Below are 17,791 nucleotides of genomic sequence, written 5' to 3'. Positions count from 1 at the left end.
GGTTGAAAGAAAGTGATGATGGACATGAGCGGACAGAACAAGAAAGTCGTTATTGTCGGCGGAGGGATTACGGGCCTCTCCGCGGCATTTTATATGCAGAAAGAAGCGCGTGAAAAAGGCTTACCTCTAGATGTCATACTTGTCGAGGCGTCAAATCGACTTGGCGGCAAAATCCAGACAGTCCGGCGTAACGGTTTTATCATCGAGCGTGGTCCGGATTCATTTCTTATACGGAAAAAAAGCATGGGAATCCTTGCACAAGACCTCGGAATCGAAGGGGAGCTTGTGAAAAACGCGACAGGGCAAGCATACGTGCTTGTCGGTGGTGAGTTACATCCGATTCCAGGCGGTTCTGTTATGGGTATCCCGACAGAAATTGGTCCATTCTTGAAAACGGGACTGTTTTCGTTGTCAGGAAAATTGCGTGCAGCGGGCGATTTCGTCCTCCCACGCTCAAACATCAAAGGGGATCAGTCACTCGGTGGATTTTTCCGCAGACGTTTTGGCGGGGAAATTGTTGAGAACTTGATTGAACCGTTGTTATCTGGCGTTTACGCAGGCGATATTGACCACATGAGTTTGGAATCTACATTCCCGCAGTTCTACGCAGTGGAAAAGAAACATCGAAGTCTGATTCTCGGGATGAAAAAAACGACACCGAAACAACTACCGCAGAAAGACGGACATGGCGCTAAGAAAGAAGGCGTTTTCCACACGTTCCGTAACGGACTTGAAACAATTGTTGAAGCAATTGAACAACAACTTGAACCAGGTTCCGTCATGAAAGGTGTTCGGATCGATGCAATTGAGGCGCCAGGAATGGTCGGAGAAAAGACTATACTTGAAATGAATGACGGCCGTAAAATCGAAGCAGATACAGTTATACTTACAACTGGGCATGAGATGGCGGGTCGCTTATTTGCTCCGCACGGATTATTGCAAGATTTAAGAGAAATACCAACAACGTCTGTTGCGACAGTGGCACTTGCTTTTCCGGAGGAACATGTCGTACAGGACAAAGAAGGAACCGGTTTTCTTGTCTCAAGAAGCAGCGATTATTCAATCACGGCGTGCACGTGGACACACCGGAAATGGCCGACGACAACACCTGCTGGAAAAGTACTTATCCGGGCCTTCGTAGGTCGCGTAGGCGATGAAGCGATTGTTGATTTACCAGATGCTGAAATTGAGAAAATCGTTCTTGATGATCTTGGCAGGGTTATGAATATAACAGGGAAACCGGATTTCACGGTTATTACCCGTTGGAAAAAAGACCGCCCGCAATACCGGGTTGGTCACAAACAGCGGATTGCAGCAGCCCGCGCAGAACTGGAATCGAAGTTCCCACAAGTAAAACTCGCCGGTGCCTCTTATAATGGAGTCGGATTACCCGATTGTATTGATCAGGGAAGAGCGGCAGTGAAAGAAGTATTGGAAGATTTATTTGACTGAAAAGATTCGCCCTCGGGTGGATTTTTTTTGTTGGAAAAAGGGTATAGAAGAAACATAGAAAGTTAACGAAAAGAGGAAGCAAAATGAAAAAGTATACATGGGGAATATTGTGTGCGGTGCTGTTATTGACGGGCTGTAGCAAAGGCGAGGCGGAAAACGGACCAATGCCAAGCGAAGATTTCCTCATTATCGCACATCGCGGCGCGTCAGCTTACGTGCCGGAAAACACACTTGCTTCTTTTGATTTGGCAGAAGAACTTGCTGCCGACTATATTGAACTTGATATTCATCTGACCAAAGACGGTCAACTTGCGGTTATGCATGACGCGGATGTATCTGGTACAACCGAAGCTAATGGCAAAATCGGTGGATTGACACTTAGTGAGCTGAAGGAGTTATCCGTTAACTTTCGGCACAAGGATGAAGACAAGAAAGCTGTAAATGGCCCATCAGAAGAATATGCAGTTCCTACACTGGGTGAAGTATTCGGTCAATTTGGGGACAATATGAATTTCATCATTGAGTTGAAAGATCCAGAAGACTATCCTGGGATCGAAGAAAAACTGGTTGATACATTGAAGCAATACGACATGATTGGGTTTGATAAAGATAGACATCCTAAAGTAGCAATCCAGTCATTCAGTAAAAAAGGATTAAAACGCGTTTACGAATTAAATCAAGATATCCCGCTTCTAAAACTCATTTCATTTGATGATGATGAAGAGGCGAAACTGTCAAAAAAAGAATTGGATGAGCTTTTGACATATGCATCTGGACTGGGAGTTAGTTATGAAGCACTAACGGTCCCATTTATAAAGAAAATGCATGAAAAAGGACTATCCGTTTATGCGTATACTATTATTGATGCTGAAACTGCATTAAAAATGATGGCCATCGGTGCAAATGGCATTCACACAGATCGTCCCGACATACTAGACAAATAAAAAGGTATATCTTTCTACAATCAAAAAACAGCCGAAGGAGTCTCTACGGCTGTTTAAAAAAGATAAGTAAACGTTATTCACCTGGAGCAGCGCTTTTCTAATTCATAGGATATTGCAGTCGTCACATTTATTGCCGTAGCATTCATGCTGCTCTTCGATTTCTTTCCCGCAAACTGTGCAAACTTTAGCGGGTAGGTTTTTGAAAAACTCAATTACATTTTCAAGCATATTTTATTCTCCCCTTCCTTATTTGTATTAGTACTAGGCTTAATATTAACGTTGTGATAGTACAGTATATGCAAAAGGTTATACGGTATTGCAGGCATCGCATTTATTGCCGTAACACTCATGTTGTTCTTCGATTTCATTGCCGCATGACGTACAAACTTTAGCAGGCAGGTTCTTAAAAAACTCAATTACGTTTTCAATCATCGCTAACATCCCCTTTTTACTGTATTAGTGTTTGGTTTATTTTTTAATGTGTAATAGTACAGACTCTGCAAAAAAATTACAAGATGTTGCAGTTATCACATTTGTTACCGTAGCATTCGTGTTGCTCGTCGATTTCACTCCCGCATGATGTACAAGTTTTAGCAGGTAGATTTTTGAAAAACTCGATGACATTCTCAATCATATTTTCATTCTCCCCTTCCTAATTTGTACTACAACTAAATCTGTTATTAGTAGTGTATTATAACAGTGTACTAGATGTCAACACATTTCACGATTTATTCTGAAAATTGTAGAAGGGGGTCTTCTCTTCTTAAAGATGATAAAATGGGTGAGAAGCTATTAATGAGGAGCGATAAACTATGTATTTCATTGATAATAAAGGAATTACAGATCCGCATATCAACTTGGCGATAGAGGAATACGTCCTCAAGAATATGGATATCGACAAAGATTCGTTTTTGCTGTTCTATATTAACGAACCTTCTATCATCATCGGTAAAAATCAGAACACGATTGAAGAGATTGATACAGAATATGTGGAAGCAAATGGTATTCATGTTGTTAGACGTTTGTCCGGCGGGGGAGCAGTCTACCACGATTTAGGCAACTTGAATTACAGTTTCCTAACAAAAGACGATGGCGAATCGTTCCGCAACTTCAAAAAGGTGACAGAGCCTGTCGTTCAGGCATTGGCAGAAATGGGTGTCAAAGCAGAGTTACTCGGCCGCAATGACATTCTTGTTGAGGGTCGTAAAGTTTCAGGGAACGCACAGTTTTCAACGAATGGTCGTATGTTTAGCCACGGAACACTGATGTTCGATACAGAAATAGAACGTGTTGTTTCAGCATTAAAAGTACGTAAAGATAAAATTGAATCAAAAGGGATTAAATCAATCCGTAGTCGTGTCGCGAATATTTCCGAATTTCTGAATGACTCAATGACAATTGAACAGTTCCGAATGGAAATACTGAAATCGATTTTTGGTGGAGAAGAAAACATTCAGTATCTAGAGTTGACGGATGAAGATTGGACGAATATCCATAAACTTTCTGCGGAGCGTTATGCAAACTGGGATTGGAATTACGGCAAATCACCGAAGTTCAATATGCAGCATTCACACAGATTCCCAGTAGGCGGCATCGATGTCCGTATCCAAGTGAAAAAAGGAATCATGGAAGACGTCAACATTTTCGGCGACTTTTTCGGTGTCGGAGAAGTGACAGTTATCGAGGAAAGCTTGAAAGGTATTCAGTATGAGCGACAGGCAATTAGCGAAGCGCTCGCATCAATTGATATTCCGACATATCTAGGTGGCATTACGAAAGAAGAGTTCCTTCAATTGATTTATTGATGAAATTAGAAGCCTGACGATATGTCGGGCTTTTTCTTTTTGGATTAATTCTTCAAAGTGGAAGGATTGATCATATAGCTAGGCAAAGCGATCATATAGCTTGTCCGCCCGATCAAATAAACCGCCAAGCGATCATATAGCTTGTCCGCCCGATCAAATAAACCGCCAAGCGATCATATAGCTTGTCCGCCCGATCATATAAACCGCCGAACTGATCATAAGCCTACCTAACCAATCATATAGCCTGTCCAACCAATCATATAACCCAGCCAACCAATCATACCCCCCACAAAAAACAACAACATTCCCAAAAACCTTCCAACCGCCGGGCCTGTTTTTACGCTATAATAAAGGGAAGTGTGAAAGGGGACTGACCTATGGAAAACCATCGTATATTCATAGTTGAAGATGATAAGAAAATCGCACAACTGTTAGCAGACACGCTCCGGAAATACCAATACGACGTTGCAATCGTCGAAGATTTTGACCAAGTTACTAAGGAAAGCCTCGCGTTTGATCCACATCTCATTTTGCTTGATATCAATCTGCCTTCTTATGACGGCTATTATTGGTGCCGTCAGCTTCGTCAACATACGACGTGTCCTATCTTATTTATTTCTGCACGTTCTGGCGACATGGATCAAGTATTTGCGCTAGAAAATGGTGGAGATGATTTCATCACGAAACCATTCCATTATGAAATCGTCCTTGCTAAGATAAGAAGCCATTTACGTAGAACATTTGGCGAATACGCTCCTAACCAATCAGAACGGACCGTGAAAATTGGTGCACTTCATTTATATATCGAACGGATGGAACTGCATATTCGTGAAAATAGTGTACCCCTTCAGAAAAAAGAATGCGTCATCCTTGAGTTGCTGATGGACGCGGCGCCGAAAGTTGTGTCGCGGGAAAAACTGCTTGAAGAACTCTGGGATGATCAGTCATTTGTTGATGAAAATACATTAAATGTCAATATGACTAGAGTGCGTAAGAAACTGGCTGATTATGATATTAAATCTTCAATCGAAACCGTGCGTGGCGCGGGATATCGCTTCTTATTAGCGCCGGAAGAATCATGAAAAAACTAAGCCTTTTTCTAAGAGAACATCTATCTTTCCTCGCTTTTCAACTAATTCTTATATTGTTCATTATGTTGCTGTATTGGTTGGATGGTTTCCGCAATTTCAACACGGCTATCTATTCAATCAGTATGAGTATGTTGTTGACCAGCGGCTATTTATTAGGGAAGTTTATTATGAGGCGTTCATTTTACGACGCAATCACGCGTAAGCCAGAAAAGATGGAAGATGCACTGATCCGATTTGCACAAGCGCCAGAGCATCGGCAAACGACTGAGTTTACACGTGAATTGTATCGACTGTATCAAAACGAAGTGCAACGCTTATATGCAGCCCAACATCGGCAACTCCATTTTATGAACCAGTGGGTCCATCAGATGAAAACACCGATTTCCGTTATGGGACTTTTACTGCAGGAAAAAGATGATCTCGACCGTGACAGTATCACTGAAGAGGTTGAGAAAATACGGCGTGGGCTCGATTCGGTACTTGTCAATGCACGGCTCGAAACGTTTGAACAAGATATGCAGATCGAGCGCATTGATTTGAAAAAACTAGTACAAGAAATCGTGACGGAACATAAGCGGCTGTTCATCACCAATGGCGTATTCCCAGTTATTTCAATCGATGACAACTTCGTTGTTGCCACGGATGTGAAGTGGATGAAAATCGTCATCGGGCAGTTCATTACGAATGCGGTGAAATATACGTTCGACGAGGGAAAGAAAGTCCATTTAATAGCGTCTTGTACAGGGAATGGACTGAAATTGCAGATTCGAGATGAAGGGATTGGTATCCCATCTTCGGATTTGAAGCGAGTTACCAAGGCTTTCTTCACTGGTGAAAATGGTCGACTAACTGGCGAATCAACAGGAATGGGACTTTATATTGCATCAGAAGTATGCAATCGGTTAGGTCATCCACTGTCAATTGAATCTGAAAAAGGAATCGGGACAACGGTGACAGTACTATTTGAAAATGGAGAGGCAGGTGAGACGGGTGAATCGGAACACAATCGTGGAACTGACGGAAGTGACGAAAATTTATGAAGGAAAAGTGATGCACCGAGCGTTGAACCGTCTTGATTTTGAAGTGGAGGAAGGCGAGTTCGTCGCAGTCATGGGCCCTTCTGGAAGCGGAAAAACAACGTTGCTGAACTTGATTTCGACGATTACTTTACCGACGTATGGACGCCTGATGATAAATGGAATCGAGCCAGAAGCGCTCAAGCAAAACGACCTAGCATTATTTAGGCGACGCAATCTCGGCTTCGTTTTTCAAGATATTAATCTGCTTCAAATGCTGACAGTAGAAGAGAATCTCGTTTTACCGTTGACCCTTGATGGCTTATCAGTTCCTGAAATGGAAAGACGTATTGCAGAAACTGCAGCACGTCTTGATTTGACAGATATTCTGAAACGTAGGCCCGACGAATTATCGGGGGGACAAGCGCAACGAACGGCGATTGGGCGGGCACTTATTCATAAACCCAAAATCATTCTTGCTGATGAACCAACTGGTAATCTCGATTCGAAGTCCGCGAAAGATGTGCTCGAATTGCTAAGCCATATTAATAAAAGTGAAAAAACAACTGTAGTTATGGTGACGCATGATCCGATTGCCGCCAGTTATTGTGACCGTGTGCTATTCATCAAGGACGGCGAATTTTTCAATGAAATCTATAAAGATGAAAGACGTCAAACATTTTTCCAGCGTATTTTGAACGTCTTGTCTCTTCTCGGGGGGAATGTCCATGACCTTTCGTCAATTCGCTTACCGTAATGTTATTCGAAATAGACGTGTTTACACTGCATTTTTCATGGCAAGCGTTTTCTCCGTTATGGTTTTTTTCCTTTATTCCATGTTGTTGTTTCATCCATCCATAGAAAATCGATTTGTTCAAGAAATTGCCATAATGGGTATGGGAATCGCAGAAATTATTTTGTATATTTTCACTGTGTTTTTCCTGTTTTATTCAATGCGGGCATTTCTTCAGGCAAGGTCGAAGGAATTCGGCATTTTGCTGCATTTAGGGATGGCGAAGCGACAATTGAACCGCCTTATATTCATTGAGACGATGATTATAGGAACGGCATCTATTGTTGCAGGGACTATTCTTGGATTTATGTTTTCAAAATTCTTTTTTATGATTATTCGGGAAATCGTTCTGTTGCCAGCTTTGCCCCTCTATTTATCATGGGAACCATTTGCGCTGACAATTGGTGCCTTCATGAGTCTGTTTATAATCATTTCATACGTCGCTCCGGTGTTCATTCGGACTGGTGAGGTGGCCGATCTCATACAAGGAGATGCAGGAAGTCGAGGGGCGTATGGCTATTCAAAAGCACGTGGCTATCTGGGATTACTGATTCTTGCATTGTCCTATATCCTGGCTGCATCGACAACGAATTCCGTCGTAACCGGCCTGATCTTTTTCTTGCCACCGCTTGCAACAATAGGGACTTTTTACTTTTTCACGGATTCCTTACCTTTGCTCCTTCATAAGCTTCGCAATCGAAAACGATTGTATTGGCATCATTTTTGGTTGCTGTCAATATCTGAAGGTGTCGTGAGGCTGCGTGAAAATGCGCGCATGTTTTTCATCGTGACAATCGTATCGACTGTAGCGTTCATGTCAGTTGGCATACTTGCATCGCTTACTTCGTTTGCTTCCCAGTACCATGAAATGCATCCGTTAGGTCTTGTTTACAAAAGTGAATCTAAAAATGAACTTGAAAGGAAGCATATTACACAGCTCGTCGACGAACTGAAAGCAGAGCAGATCGATTATTCACTTGTTCGGTTCCAGGTGTTGGAACAGACGTCGACGTTCACCAAGAACCCCGTTGCGATACTGAAGCTATCCAATGTGAATATACTTGCTCAGTCGTTTGGTTATCAAGTTATTGACATGGAAAAGGGCGAAGCCGTTTTCTTACCACCTTCCGCTTCATCGTATGACCAGCTGAAGGATCGAACTGTGACAACGCTACTCAAAGAAAGTGATGTCCACGTTAAGATAGATGGGGCGTACCCTTATCATTTATTTTCTTCGTACTCGATTGCAATGAATGCGATCGTATTGAATGATGCGGATTATGAATTGGTACTCGAAAAGGGATTAACACAGGGGGATAAGTCATTTTCCTACTATGCATTCCATGTTCCCGATTGGCAAAAAACACAGGAAATTGGCTTGTCCATCGATGCCAAGGTTTCGGAATCATTTCTTGCGGGGGGATCCGATAATTTACTATATTCATTTGAAAATCCGGGCTTGAATTATTCGGTCATTCGCACGACATTTTCACTGTTATTGTTCATCGGATTACTTTTGGCGGCCGTATTTTTCCTGGCGGCAGGAAGTTTCATCTACTTCAGACTGTATACATCGCTCGAAAGTGATCGTAAACAGTTCGATGTTTTACGACGTATGGGAATCACGGATCGCGAGTTCAAGAAAATTGTCAATCGGCAATTAATCCCGCAGTTTTTCTTCCCATGGGGAGTTGCATTTGTTCATAGTTCATTTGCATTTCTGTCTTTACAAGTGATTTGGGATGCACTGGCGGAAATTTCAATTGTAAAAGAACTTGTTCTCGTTCTTGTCGGATTTACGCTAATGCAAATCTTTTATTTCTATTTAATCCGCTGGCGCTATCTTGCGCATATTAAAGCATCGGCTTGACAAGTCTGCATGATGCAAATCATACAACGGAGAGGGGTGAACTACATCCCTCTTTATTGGCGTATCCGCTTTTTGATTGTCTAGCTCCAGCGCCTAGGGGTCCGGAGGCTCACAGGATGTGAGTTATGCAACCATTGCCGCAGGAAGCGGCGAACTTAGGTTGCGCTCCCTAAGAGTCAGCCCAGCTATTCGGCAAAAAACGCCGTATAGCGGGTCCGCCTTATGCCTGTCGCATCTGAGCGGCGCCTTCCGCTTTTCATGTCTAGCTCCAGCGGCCAGATGCTCGGGACACAAGTCATTTTGCTGTGGGGGCTGAGGTACGCCTCCTCGCAAACTGTCTTGTGCCTGTCGCGGGCCTGCAGGATGCAGGTCATGCAGCCATTGCCACAGGAAGTGGCGAACTTAGGCTGCGTTCCCCTAAACGGCCGCCTCCGCTTTTCGTGTCTTGATTTATCAGAACTTTTCTTATATAATGATTATAGTGGGAATGAATGATCATTCATTTAATCAAAAGGGGATGAACTTATGAATCTAGTTACGCGAGTACACGAAACTGCGATGACACAGCCTGAAAAAGCGGCTTATCACTTTATGGGGAAAGATACATCATATGCAGAATTCGATCAATCGGTATCCATGTTCGCATCTGCACTGCAAGACCTTGGCGTTGGCAAAGGGGATCACGTCGCATTTCTGCTAGGTAATACACCTCATTTCCTTATATCGCTTTACGCGACAATGCGAATTGGTGCAACAGCAATTCCGGTCAATCCAATTTACACGCCAGACGAAATTTCGTATATCATACATAACAGTGATGCGAAAGCAGTTATCGCGCTTGACCTTCTGCTGCCACTTGTTGAACAGGCTGCGGGCGCATTCCCAACTGTTGAGCATTATGTAATTTGCGAAACGGTTCCGGAAACACCAGAGAAAATCGCTGCACTTCCGGCTGCAGTGAAGTCGAAAGTCCGTTCATTCACACAACTAATTGCTACAGGAAGACCTAATCAGGAACCCGTTGTTGTTGATGAAAATGAAACCGCTATCATTCTGTATACATCGGGTACGACGGGGCAACCAAAAGGCGCGATGCTGACACATGGTAACCTGTATTCAAACGCGCGTGATGTGGCGGATTACTTGGATTTCACGGAAGATGACCGCGTTGTAGCGACGCTGCCGGTATTCCATGTCTTCGCGCTTACAGTCGTTGTCAATGCGCCACTAGTGAAAGGGGCAACGATTTTACTGCTGCCGCGCTTCAGTCCGGCAGAGGTATTTAAAGTCGTGAAAGAACAGCAGGCGACTATTTTCGCGGCTGTGCCAACAATGTACAATTTCTTATACCAGTTCCCAGACGCTGATCCGAGCGATTTCAAATCTGTTCGAACTACAATTTCTGGGGGATCATCATTACCGGTCGCATTGCTGCATAATTTCGAAGAGAAATTCAATGTAAGGGTTTCCGAAGGATACGGCTTGTCTGAAGCATCACCTGTTACATGCTTTAATCCGACTGACCGCGAGCGTATTCCAGGTTCAATCGGGACGAATATCATCAATGTCGAAAACAAAGTCGTTGATGAATTGGGCAATGAAGTACCAGATGGGGAAGTCGGCGAATTAATCGTACGCGGACCAAACGTCATGAAAGGCTATTACAAAATGCCTGAAGAAACGGAGTCCGCTATCCGCAATGGCTGGTTGTACACGGGGGACATGGCGAAACGCGACGAAAATGGCTATTTCTACATCGTTGACCGTAAAAAGGATCTTGTTATCGTCGGAGGCTATAACGTTTATCCACGTGAAGTTGAAGAAGTACTATTCGCTCACCGTGACATCATTGAAGCGGCGGTCATTGGCTTACCTGATCCCGATTTTGGTGAAGAGGTCCATGCATTTGTTGTCCTAAAAGAGGGTGTCAAAGAGGACAAAGAAGCATTGATCGCATACTGTGCGGCTCGTTTGGCGAAATATAAGGTACCAAAACAAATCGAGTTTTTAGATGAATTGCCGAAAAACACGACTGGTAAAATATTGAGACGGTCATTGAAAGACCAAGTGAAAATCTAACTAGATAGACCTTTCCGGGTTGTTGACGGGGAGGTCTTTTAGTGGTGAGTAAGGTGTGAAATAAAAAAGGGCTAGTCCCAGCAAGCCGCTCAATTGCGACTTACGGGGTAGCCCATAATCCTTTTAAAATCCGAAGTTACACCCGCAAGAACGGTGCTTGCGGTGGCAATGTTGATGATTAGAATTCCTACACTGGTCACAACCAGTATCAGGTCTCCAAACACGACTTACTCCGGTATGTCTGAATGTGATTGTACACGTATTTTGCGGTCTGTTTTCTGAACAGCATTGCGAATGATTGTGCTGTGGTTTGTGCGAACCACAACCACATCCGCAACCGTTCCCGTGTTTACCGGCATTTTGGTTATTATTCATTGGAAAAGAAGACATACCCTTACCTCCTTTCATCTTGATTAAGAGAAAGAAAGTGGATAACTATTCTTTAATAAGAATCATATCACTGTTATATATATTGAAATAAAGAACTACATTGAATTCGCTACGGCTACCCCTCCCCCTTGTAAGGTAACTTCGCTCAGTTTATATAGATATTCACATATACAGTAACTAATCTTTCCCTCACCTTAAATTATGTGGCTGTCCCACAAATGACAGGGACAAACGTTTATAGTGTAAAAATAAATAACGTTGGAATGTAGACGATAACGAAAATCCCTCTCAATAGAAAGGGGTTTTCGTTACACTTCATTTAGTTGCAAGAATTGCTATGAATGCAAGTGCTAAGGTGATTAATTAGTAGCCACCACAGCAAGGACGCCGCTTTTGGCAAGTCTGCTGTTTTTTACAACAAGGACGTCGCTTTTCGCAAGTCTGCTGTTTTTTGCAGCAAGGACGTTGCTTTTCGCAAGTTTGCCGTTTTTTACAGCAAGTGCGTCGTTTTTCGCAAGTCTGCTGTTTTTTACAGCAAGTGCGTCGTTTTACGCAAGTACGTTTCTTGTCGCAAGTATTGTGTTTCTTCGAGCTAGAACGTTTCTTGTCGCAAGAGCGTCGCTTGTTGCTTGGAAGTATTGGACCAAAGACTGTACGTTTCTTGTCGCAAGTATTATGTTTTTTCCAACAAGAACGGCGCTTACTGCTTGTGCAATGTCTGCTACTTGTGCGGCGCTTACTGCTTGTGCAATGTCTGCTGCTTGTGCGGCGTTTACTACTTGTGCAATGTCTGCTGCTTGTGCGGCGTTTACTGCTTGTGCAATGTCTGCTGCTTGAACAACGTTTACTGCTTGTGCAATGTTTGTTACTTGACGGCTCTTGGAACATAAAGTTGTCTAACCCCAAGCTTACCACCTTATTAATCGCTTTTTGAATGTCATCGTTACTTAAAAATTGAGACACGTTAAACCTCCTTTTTTTTTGTAGATAAAGAATGAAGACTTGCTCATATTCCATTTACGGATTGCCTCAAATCCTTACTCTCCACTTAATGTACGTTTACGTACACTAAGTGTCCGAGACAAACGCACACACTTCGAGAAATAATTAGAAGTGGGCGGGAAGTGAGTCAATTCTTAAAAGATAAGAAAGAAAACCTTTTAAACTTAGATGAGCTTCATAAGTCAAACCAGATAAGTGGAAAAATTCATAGTTTCACTGGAACCATGCCCTGCACTATATTTAGTACTTGTTATTTCTCCTTCTATTTGGTCGCTTGCCGGAATCATGTTGATCCTTGTTAGAAATTGTTTGATTTTGAGAAGTGTTTCTATATCTGTTAGCATTGTTCTGTTTATCACGAGGATCCTGAGACATTAAGTTATCTAACCCTAAGCGATCAGTTCTTTTCTTTACTTTTTGTATTTCATTATCAAAAAATAGCGACATGTCCGCCCTCCTTTTTCGCTTATTGGGAGAAAGTACCACGCAATCCTTCCTCTCTCCTTAAAGTACGCGGTTGTACCAAGAGGGTTAGAGACAAATGCTTGCACTTGAAAAATAATTACTATTATGTTGAACAAATGAATACGGCTTATGTGCTTTACAAGGGCTTTTGGGAAGCCACTGAAAAAGTCCCAATACTTGGAATGAAATAGAAATCCTACGAATATCGCTTCGGCGCTTTGTGGATGCCTCCCGCGATAAGCCGGAAAGAAGACCCCTTGGGAGGGATTGAACTGCATCCCTCCTTAGTCTTATCGCTTCGGCTAACACGAAGTCGCGCCTTCGCTGGATGGTCTATTTGAGAAAGTGCATTTCGTTATCGGGGATGAAATCTGCAACCTGGAGTGCTATAAATCGATCGAATGTGATCAACGAATGTCCCGATGCATGAGGAATAAATTAGAACTCCTACGAATATCGCTTCGACGCTTTGTGGACGCCTCCCGCGATAAGCCAGAAAGAAGACCGCTTTCAGTCTTATCGCTCCGGCTACCACGAAGTCGCGCCTTCGCTAGATGGTCTATTTGAGAAAGCGCATTTCGTTATCGGGGATGAGATCTGCAACCTGGAGTGTGTCTTTCTTGACTATAATTAGCATCAAAAAGTAATCACATTATTATCTCGCCATATACATCTCAAAATCACAGTTCTCTCGATAATGAACACCCTAGCGCAGGCGCGGCAAAGGGGTCGCCGAAGCCGTAAGACTGGATGCGAAGCGCTAATCCAGGCTTGCGGTGAGAGGCATCCCCAAAGCGCCAAGTGTACTACAATCCACATCCCGAATTACAACTCTTTCATTATCGAGAACCACAGCAGATTCAATGGGATTTTTTTAATTCAACATATATGGTTAGAGTAACATCGAGCATTTGAATACATACGTATAGTATAAAAGTGAAGGGATAGAATTCACGTGGATATTGAAATGGAAGTACCTGAGTATCAGCTTTTTATTCACCCTAACTTTGTAAGCGAGCTTCGGAAAGATGTTTGGATGGATGATCCAGTTTCCGCAAAGTTGACGATTAATAAAAAGAAATATGAGATTGATATTGTATATCGTGGTTCCCATATTCGGGAGTTACGAAAGAAATCATATCAGCTCTCATTTTACAAACCGAGCATATATAGAAAGGCAAAAGAATTTCATTTGAATGCGGAATTTAAAGATCCATCATTGTTGAGAAATAAATTGTCTTTTGATTTTTTTAATGAGATTGGCTGCTTATCACCTAAATCTCGTTTCGTTTTTGTGAAACTGAACGGGAAAAATGAGGGGATATATTTAGAAATAGAATCAGTGGATGAATTTTTTCTGGCGAATCGGCAACTACCAGAAGGACCGATCTATTATGCGGTCGATGGGGATGCAAACTTTTCATTAATGAGTAATCTTGATAAAGAAGTAAAGAAATCACTCACGTTAGGCTATGAAAAAAAGTGTGTCACCGAGCAAGGTGATAATCAGTTACAAGAAATGATAGTTAACATCAACACCGTTCCAAGAGAAGAATTTGAGCATGAAATCGTAAAGTATGTGAACGTAGATAAGTATCTACGCTGGCTCGCCGGGGTTATTTTTACCCAAAACTTCGATGGATTTGTTCATAACTATGCACTTTATCGTAATGGGGAGACGGGTTTGTTTGAAGTTATCCCATGGGATTACGATGCGACATGGGGAAGAGATGTCAATGGTGAAAGTATGCGAGAAGACTATTTGAGAATCGAAGGATTTAATACATTAACCGCAAGGATTCTTGATGTGAAAACTTTTCGGATGCAATACAAGAACCTATTAGAAGAGATTTTAAACAGTAAGTTTAATGTGGAGTATATGAAACCTAAAATACAAGCAATGCATAATTTAATAAGGCCATATGTTCTAAAGGATCCTTATGAAAAAGACAATATGGCCGAATTTGATCAAGAACCGGATTTCATATTGACCTATATTGAGGCTAGGGGAAACTATATAAGGAGCCAATTGGACACATTGGATTAGGCGGCAATACGAAAAACCCATTAAATAATGGGAAGCTCTTAGATGGCAATGCTGAACAAGTCGTGAAACGTTTTGGGGGAAGAGGCATCATTGAAGAGCAAGCAAGATTCGTCGATTCAACTGTGGTGGTGAAGAGGAAATTATTATGGTGCGCAGGGAATCAGAGAAGTATTGGAATCAGTGGAGTAAATTTGATAGCAACATAAAAACAGCGGTGTCTTTTCATATGAAAAGCTGTCGCTGTTTTTGTATGCGAATAATGGGTAGCGGTGATAACGGGGTTGATGCCGGTGATAATCGAAGCCATGGCGGTGATAACAGGCCCGATGGCGGTGATAAATGATCCCAAGGCGGTGATAACGATTCGTTAGATATACGATACAATAAAGTAAGTTATGAATTGGCATACTGCGGGGAGGAAATGGGGTGAATTGTTACTCATCAATTTTGCAAGTACACGTGAAAATTTTTAGGAAGATTAAAAAACCTCTATTAAATCTTCACAGAGGACATAACGCCAAATGACCGGCTATATAATTAACCCCTTTCCAACGCGGAGAGGGGTTAATTATTCATTATCTAAAATAATAATTAGAAATCTGATTGATAAATTCCTCTTCAAGCTCTCCTTTCTTTTTCACCAGTATATATGTCGAAACGGTCGGTAATTCGAATAGGTCAAAATGTGGCTGCATAAGTCTACCTTCAATCAGTTCACGCCGGACGATGGAATGAGGAAGGAATGAGATGCCTAATCCTTCCTGGATGAACCGTTTTGCAATGTGCGCCTGTGTGACTTTCATCGTCCGTATGCCAGGAATGCGTTTATTGAGAGTGAAAAGTAAGTCATCCCAATAGACGGGGTGATGATGCGTAAATAAGTAGTTTTTCTGTAGTTCTTCAGAAACGTCAATAGGTGGGCCGCTTTCCTCATCGTATGGATCCGTTGGTATGATGAATAAAATAGGATCTTTGTAAATCAGGATTGATTCAATGTTTTTGAACGTAGCATCGAGTGCTGAAATACCAAGATGCACATCACCATTGTCGACAAGTTGCTCAATCATTTCCGATTCTTCGATGCGAATAGATAGTTCGACTTCGGGATGATGCTCCATGAATGTCCGTAATAAATAAGGTAAGATCGTTTCGGCCATTAACGGTGAAATTGCGATGGTCCAATTGCGGCGATAGCCTTGCGAAAACGCATGCATCCGACTCACACTCGCGTCCGCGTCTTTAGTAAGTCGAACAGCTTCAATATAAAAAAACTTCCCGGCATCGGACAAAGTGACGCGGTTGTTTAGTCTATCAAAAAGTTTGCTACCAAGTTGTTCCTCTAAAAGACGAATATGCACGGTTACGCTTGGTTGGGATAGCATCAATTTCTCGGAAGCTTTACGGAAATTTAAGGTCTCAGCGGCGACAATAAATGTTTTGAGCCATTGATAATCCATTAAGTGACCTCCTTTTGATTAATAATACTAATTGATTTGATGAAAAACATTCAATTTCCATAATTATACCTTCGCCTTATACTAAAGAAAAGAAGGAGGAATAATCATGTTTCAAAAAGGGTTGAAAGATGTTATTGCGGTACACACGAAAATCGCGTCGGTCGATGGAGAAAAAGGGGAATTGCGATATAGGGGTGTTTCTATAGGCGACCTCATAGTGACGCATTCATTTGAAGAAGTGGCTTATTTTATGTGGACTGGCGTATTGCCGGGAGAAAGTGAACTTTGTATATTGAATGAAAAACTGATTGCGGGAAGAGAACTTCCTCTACATGTTGTGAAGATTATTGATGCACTTCCTGCTGATATGCCACTGATGGATGCGATACGGACGGCGGTTTCCGCTTATGGACACCCTGCGTTTAAGGATGAAATAATCGAGGATCAGGCGCTTGTTTTGACAGCGGCACTTCCAGTGATTATTGCGCGCCATTATCGAAATCAACAAGGACAATCAATCGTTGAAGCGGATCCGACTTTATTGCACACAGCGAATTATTTGTGGATGCTAACAGGCGTTATCCCAAATGACGTACAAGTCGAGGCGCTCGAAACGTATTTGAAATTAACGATGGAACACGGATTGAACGCGTCGACTTTTGCAGCACGAGTCACCATTTCGACTGAATCCGATTTGACATCTGCAATCACGTCGGCAATCGGAACGATGAAAGGTCCGTTACATGGAGGCGCGCCATCGGGTGTCATCGATTTGTTGGAGGAGATGGAAACGCTTGGAAATATCCGTCCAGTCATTGAGGCTAAAATGAAACGCGGGGAACGCATCATGGGGTTCGGCCACCGAATTTATAAAACGGAAGATCCTCGGTCAGTTCTTTTGAGAGATAAATGCATCAGTATGTCGGGGGAAGATGACTGGTTGGACTTGGCGACAGCAGCTGAAAAAGAAATCATATCTTTGCTGGAAGAGTATAAGCCGGGCCGGAAATTGTATACGAACGTCGAATATTATGCCGCAGCTATCATGCGTTCAATCGAAATGCCGCCGGAACTGTTCACACCAACGTTTAGTGCAGCGAGAATTGTCGGCTGGACAGCTCATGCCATTGAACAGTTAAGTGACAACACCATCTTCCGACCACAATCGGTGTTTGTAGGCGAAATGGTAGTTTTGGATGAGAGGTTTCATGTGGAGAGATAATTGTGTCGTGACATTTTGGTGTTGCCCTCACAGTTTTGAAGTTAGCCGTGACAGTTTGACGACTTGACCTCACAGTTAGTCGGTTTGCCATGACAGTTCCGCGTTGTCCTTACAGTTTCGAAGTTAGCTGTGACAGTTTGACGATTTGCCCTCTCAGT

At 42.5% G+C, this 17,791-nt stretch carries 16 protein-coding genes and 1 pseudogene; 11 read left to right on the top strand and 6 right to left on the bottom strand.

Annotated elements, in window-relative coordinates:
• Positions 1-24 precede the first annotated feature (24 nt).
• Together hemY and ACGLYD_RS14370 are read left to right on the top strand one after the other, a co-directional pair.
• Positions 25-1,452 carry a protoporphyrinogen oxidase gene (gene hemY / locus ACGLYD_RS14375; protein ID WP_399628672.1) on the top strand — a complete coding sequence of 476 codons (1,428 nt, stop codon included), beginning with the start codon at positions 25-27 and terminating at the stop codon, positions 1,450-1,452.
• Between the two features lie 83 nt (positions 1,453-1,535).
• Complete coding sequence (locus ACGLYD_RS14370; protein ID WP_354312246.1) at positions 1,536-2,396, top strand: glycerophosphodiester phosphodiesterase family protein; 861 nt, start codon at positions 1,536-1,538, stop codon at positions 2,394-2,396.
• Between the two features lie 102 nt (positions 2,397-2,498).
• Here ACGLYD_RS14370 and yhfH (ACGLYD_RS14365) read toward each other — a convergent pair whose 3' ends face one another.
• The 3 genes from yhfH (ACGLYD_RS14365) to yhfH (ACGLYD_RS14355) form a co-directional block, all read right to left on the bottom strand.
• On the bottom strand, positions 2,499-2,624 hold the full coding sequence (gene yhfH, locus ACGLYD_RS14365; protein ID WP_082786678.1) for a protein YhfH: 126 nt from the start codon (positions 2,622-2,624) through the stop codon (positions 2,499-2,501).
• Between the two features lie 78 nt (positions 2,625-2,702).
• A complete protein-coding gene (gene yhfH / locus ACGLYD_RS14360) occupies positions 2,703-2,828 on the bottom strand; it encodes a protein YhfH (RefSeq protein WP_187045606.1) in 126 nt (41 codons plus the stop codon).
• Between the two features lie 76 nt (positions 2,829-2,904).
• A complete protein-coding gene (gene yhfH, locus ACGLYD_RS14355; RefSeq protein ID WP_342538903.1) occupies positions 2,905-3,030 on the bottom strand; it encodes a protein YhfH in 126 nt (41 codons plus the stop codon).
• 178 nt (positions 3,031-3,208) lie between these two features.
• Between yhfH (ACGLYD_RS14355) and ACGLYD_RS14350 the strand changes: the two genes are divergently transcribed.
• The 7 genes from ACGLYD_RS14350 (at position 3,209) to ACGLYD_RS14320 (ending at position 12,277) form a co-directional block, all read left to right on the top strand.
• The gene (locus tag ACGLYD_RS14350; RefSeq protein ID WP_399628667.1) at positions 3,209-4,201 is read left to right on the top strand and encodes a lipoate--protein ligase; all 993 of its coding nucleotides are present in this window, start codon (positions 3,209-3,211) and stop codon (positions 4,199-4,201) included.
• 377 nt (positions 4,202-4,578) lie between these two features.
• Entirely contained in the window at positions 4,579-5,283 is a 705-nt protein-coding gene (locus tag ACGLYD_RS14345) for a response regulator transcription factor (protein WP_187045604.1), read from the top strand.
• Positions 5,280-6,332 carry a sensor histidine kinase gene (locus ACGLYD_RS14340; protein ID WP_338655483.1) on the top strand — a complete coding sequence of 351 codons (1,053 nt, stop codon included), beginning with the start codon at positions 5,280-5,282 and terminating at the stop codon, positions 6,330-6,332. The genes ACGLYD_RS14345 and ACGLYD_RS14340 overlap by 4 nt, the downstream gene beginning before the upstream one ends.
• 10 nt (positions 6,333-6,342) lie before the next feature.
• Positions 6,343-7,065 carry an ABC transporter ATP-binding protein gene (locus tag ACGLYD_RS14335; RefSeq protein WP_255428711.1) on the top strand — a complete coding sequence of 241 codons (723 nt, stop codon included), beginning with the start codon at positions 6,343-6,345 and terminating at the stop codon, positions 7,063-7,065.
• Positions 7,037-8,971 (top strand): FtsX-like permease family protein, encoded by a 1,935-nt coding sequence (locus tag ACGLYD_RS14330; RefSeq protein WP_399628664.1) that lies wholly within the window; start codon positions 7,037-7,039, stop codon positions 8,969-8,971. The genes ACGLYD_RS14335 and ACGLYD_RS14330 overlap by 29 nt, the downstream gene beginning before the upstream one ends.
• A 525-nt stretch (positions 8,972-9,496) precedes the next feature.
• Positions 9,497-11,050, top strand: a complete 1,554-nt coding sequence (locus tag ACGLYD_RS14325; RefSeq protein ID WP_354312247.1) for a fatty acid--CoA ligase family protein — start codon at positions 9,497-9,499, stop codon at positions 11,048-11,050.
• 783 nt (positions 11,051-11,833) lie between these two features.
• The gene (locus ACGLYD_RS14320) at positions 11,834-12,277 is read left to right on the top strand and encodes a hypothetical protein (protein ID WP_399633342.1); all 444 of its coding nucleotides are present in this window, start codon (positions 11,834-11,836) and stop codon (positions 12,275-12,277) included.
• Between the two features lie 45 nt (positions 12,278-12,322).
• Here ACGLYD_RS14320 and ACGLYD_RS14315 read toward each other — a convergent pair.
• Positions 12,323-12,457 (bottom strand): annotated as a pseudogene (locus tag ACGLYD_RS14315) (hypothetical protein); the annotation flags it as partial.
• A 225-nt stretch (positions 12,458-12,682) separates the two neighbouring features.
• A complete protein-coding gene (locus ACGLYD_RS14310; RefSeq protein ID WP_067212067.1) occupies positions 12,683-12,889 on the bottom strand; it encodes a hypothetical protein in 207 nt (68 codons plus the stop codon).
• 973 nt (positions 12,890-13,862) lie between these two features.
• Here ACGLYD_RS14310 and ACGLYD_RS14305 point away from each other — a divergent pair.
• A complete protein-coding gene (locus ACGLYD_RS14305) occupies positions 13,863-14,954 on the top strand; it encodes a CotH kinase family protein (RefSeq protein ID WP_399628659.1) in 1,092 nt (363 codons plus the stop codon).
• 575 nt (positions 14,955-15,529) lie between these two features.
• Here ACGLYD_RS14305 and ACGLYD_RS14300 read toward each other — a convergent pair.
• Positions 15,530-16,411: a LysR family transcriptional regulator gene (locus tag ACGLYD_RS14300; protein WP_399628657.1), complete on the bottom strand. Its 882-nt coding sequence runs from the start codon at positions 16,409-16,411 to the stop codon at positions 15,530-15,532.
• A 106-nt stretch (positions 16,412-16,517) separates the two neighbouring features.
• Between ACGLYD_RS14300 and ACGLYD_RS14295 the strand changes: the two genes are divergently transcribed.
• Positions 16,518-17,633 (top strand): citrate synthase/methylcitrate synthase, encoded by a 1,116-nt coding sequence (locus ACGLYD_RS14295; protein WP_399628654.1) that lies wholly within the window; start codon positions 16,518-16,520, stop codon positions 17,631-17,633.
• The last annotated feature ends 158 nt before the right edge of the window (positions 17,634-17,791 follow it).

This window comes from Sporosarcina sp. SG10008, from assembly GCF_044569405.1.
In the GTDB taxonomy this organism is placed as follows: Bacteria; Bacillota; Bacilli; order Bacillales_A; family Planococcaceae; genus Sporosarcina; species Sporosarcina psychrophila.
This window is presented reverse-complemented; position numbering and strand designations above follow the sequence as displayed.

Coding starts and splice junctions, on each gene's coding strand:
- yhfH (WP_082786678.1), bottom strand. CDS start 2,624: ATGCTTGAAAATGTAATTGAGTTTTTCAAAAACCTACCCGCTAAAGTT.
- yhfH (WP_187045606.1), bottom strand. CDS start 2,828: ATGATTGAAAACGTAATTGAGTTTTTTAAGAACCTGCCTGCTAAAGTT.
- ACGLYD_RS14295 (WP_399628654.1), top strand. CDS start 16,518: ATGTTTCAAAAAGGGTTGAAAGATGTTATTGCGGTACACACGAAAATC.
- yhfH (WP_342538903.1), bottom strand. CDS start 3,030: ATGATTGAGAATGTCATCGAGTTTTTCAAAAATCTACCTGCTAAAACT.
- ACGLYD_RS14310 (WP_067212067.1), bottom strand. CDS start 12,889: ATGTCGCTATTTTTTGATAATGAAATACAAAAAGTAAAGAAAAGAACT.
- ACGLYD_RS14340 (WP_338655483.1), top strand. CDS start 5,280: ATGAAAAAACTAAGCCTTTTTCTAAGAGAACATCTATCTTTCCTCGCT.
- ACGLYD_RS14325 (WP_354312247.1), top strand. CDS start 9,497: ATGAATCTAGTTACGCGAGTACACGAAACTGCGATGACACAGCCTGAA.
- ACGLYD_RS14335 (WP_255428711.1), top strand. CDS start 6,343: ATGCACCGAGCGTTGAACCGTCTTGATTTTGAAGTGGAGGAAGGCGAG.
- ACGLYD_RS14370 (WP_354312246.1), top strand. CDS start 1,536: ATGAAAAAGTATACATGGGGAATATTGTGTGCGGTGCTGTTATTGACG.
- ACGLYD_RS14330 (WP_399628664.1), top strand. CDS start 7,037: ATGACCTTTCGTCAATTCGCTTACCGTAATGTTATTCGAAATAGACGT.
- hemY (WP_399628672.1), top strand. CDS start 25: ATGAGCGGACAGAACAAGAAAGTCGTTATTGTCGGCGGAGGGATTACG.
- ACGLYD_RS14345 (WP_187045604.1), top strand. CDS start 4,579: ATGGAAAACCATCGTATATTCATAGTTGAAGATGATAAGAAAATCGCA.
- ACGLYD_RS14300 (WP_399628657.1), bottom strand. CDS start 16,411: ATGGATTATCAATGGCTCAAAACATTTATTGTCGCCGCTGAGACCTTA.
- ACGLYD_RS14350 (WP_399628667.1), top strand. CDS start 3,209: ATGTATTTCATTGATAATAAAGGAATTACAGATCCGCATATCAACTTG.